Origin of the sequence: Oligella sp. HMSC05A10 (genome assembly GCF_001808335.1) — a bacterium.
In the GTDB taxonomy this organism is placed as follows: domain Bacteria; phylum Pseudomonadota; class Gammaproteobacteria; order Burkholderiales; family Burkholderiaceae_B; genus Oligella; species Oligella urethralis.
On the sequence record NZ_KV792938.1, the window covers coordinates 1 to 629 of the forward strand.

The window sequence follows — 629 nt, forward strand, 5'->3', positions numbered from 1 at the left end:
CTTCTTTACCGTAGAGGTAATGGGCGAGCACTGGGGCGGCGGCTTCCGCGCTGATGGCCGCCCCAGCGGCTGTGAGGGCATTGTTACCCCCCGTCGCCGCTACCGCAGCAGCAAGTAGTCCGTGCGCAATTAAATGCTCAGTACTGCCTTCCCTATCGGTTGACTTAAAGTATTGTCCGATCTCTTTGGCAACACTTGGGCTGAGGGTGACGGTCGCAATCCCTAGCGCGCTGTCAGTCGGTGCGCTTAAGCCCGCAGCAATCGTGCTGAGGAGTAGCGCTCCGTTATCCAGTTGTTGGCGTTTGGCATCATACTCCGCTTGGCTGATACGGCCGGCCTCGTAGTCGGCAGTGAGACGATCGGCCGCTCGGTTTAATTCCGCCTTGGCGCTTTGCACGTTTTGGCTAAAGGCCTGTGACACCTCACGTTGGGTATCCAGTTCTTTTTGTAGGGCCACCGCATCAAAGCGATTGTCTAAAGCACCACTTAAGGCCTCAGCATTTTCGGTGGTCGTCACAGTAAAGACACGATCGGCCATCGCCTCGGCACTAAGCCCAGTGAGAAGCGTCTGCTTGGCAGCGTCTGTGATAATGAGATTCTTCGTGTTAATGCCACTGTAGGTCGTACTA

1 pseudogene is annotated in these 629 nt (G+C 56.0%); it reads right to left on the reverse strand.

Annotated elements, in window-relative coordinates:
* Positions 1-629, reverse strand: a pseudogene (locus HMPREF3144_RS08795) (hypothetical protein); the annotation flags it as partial.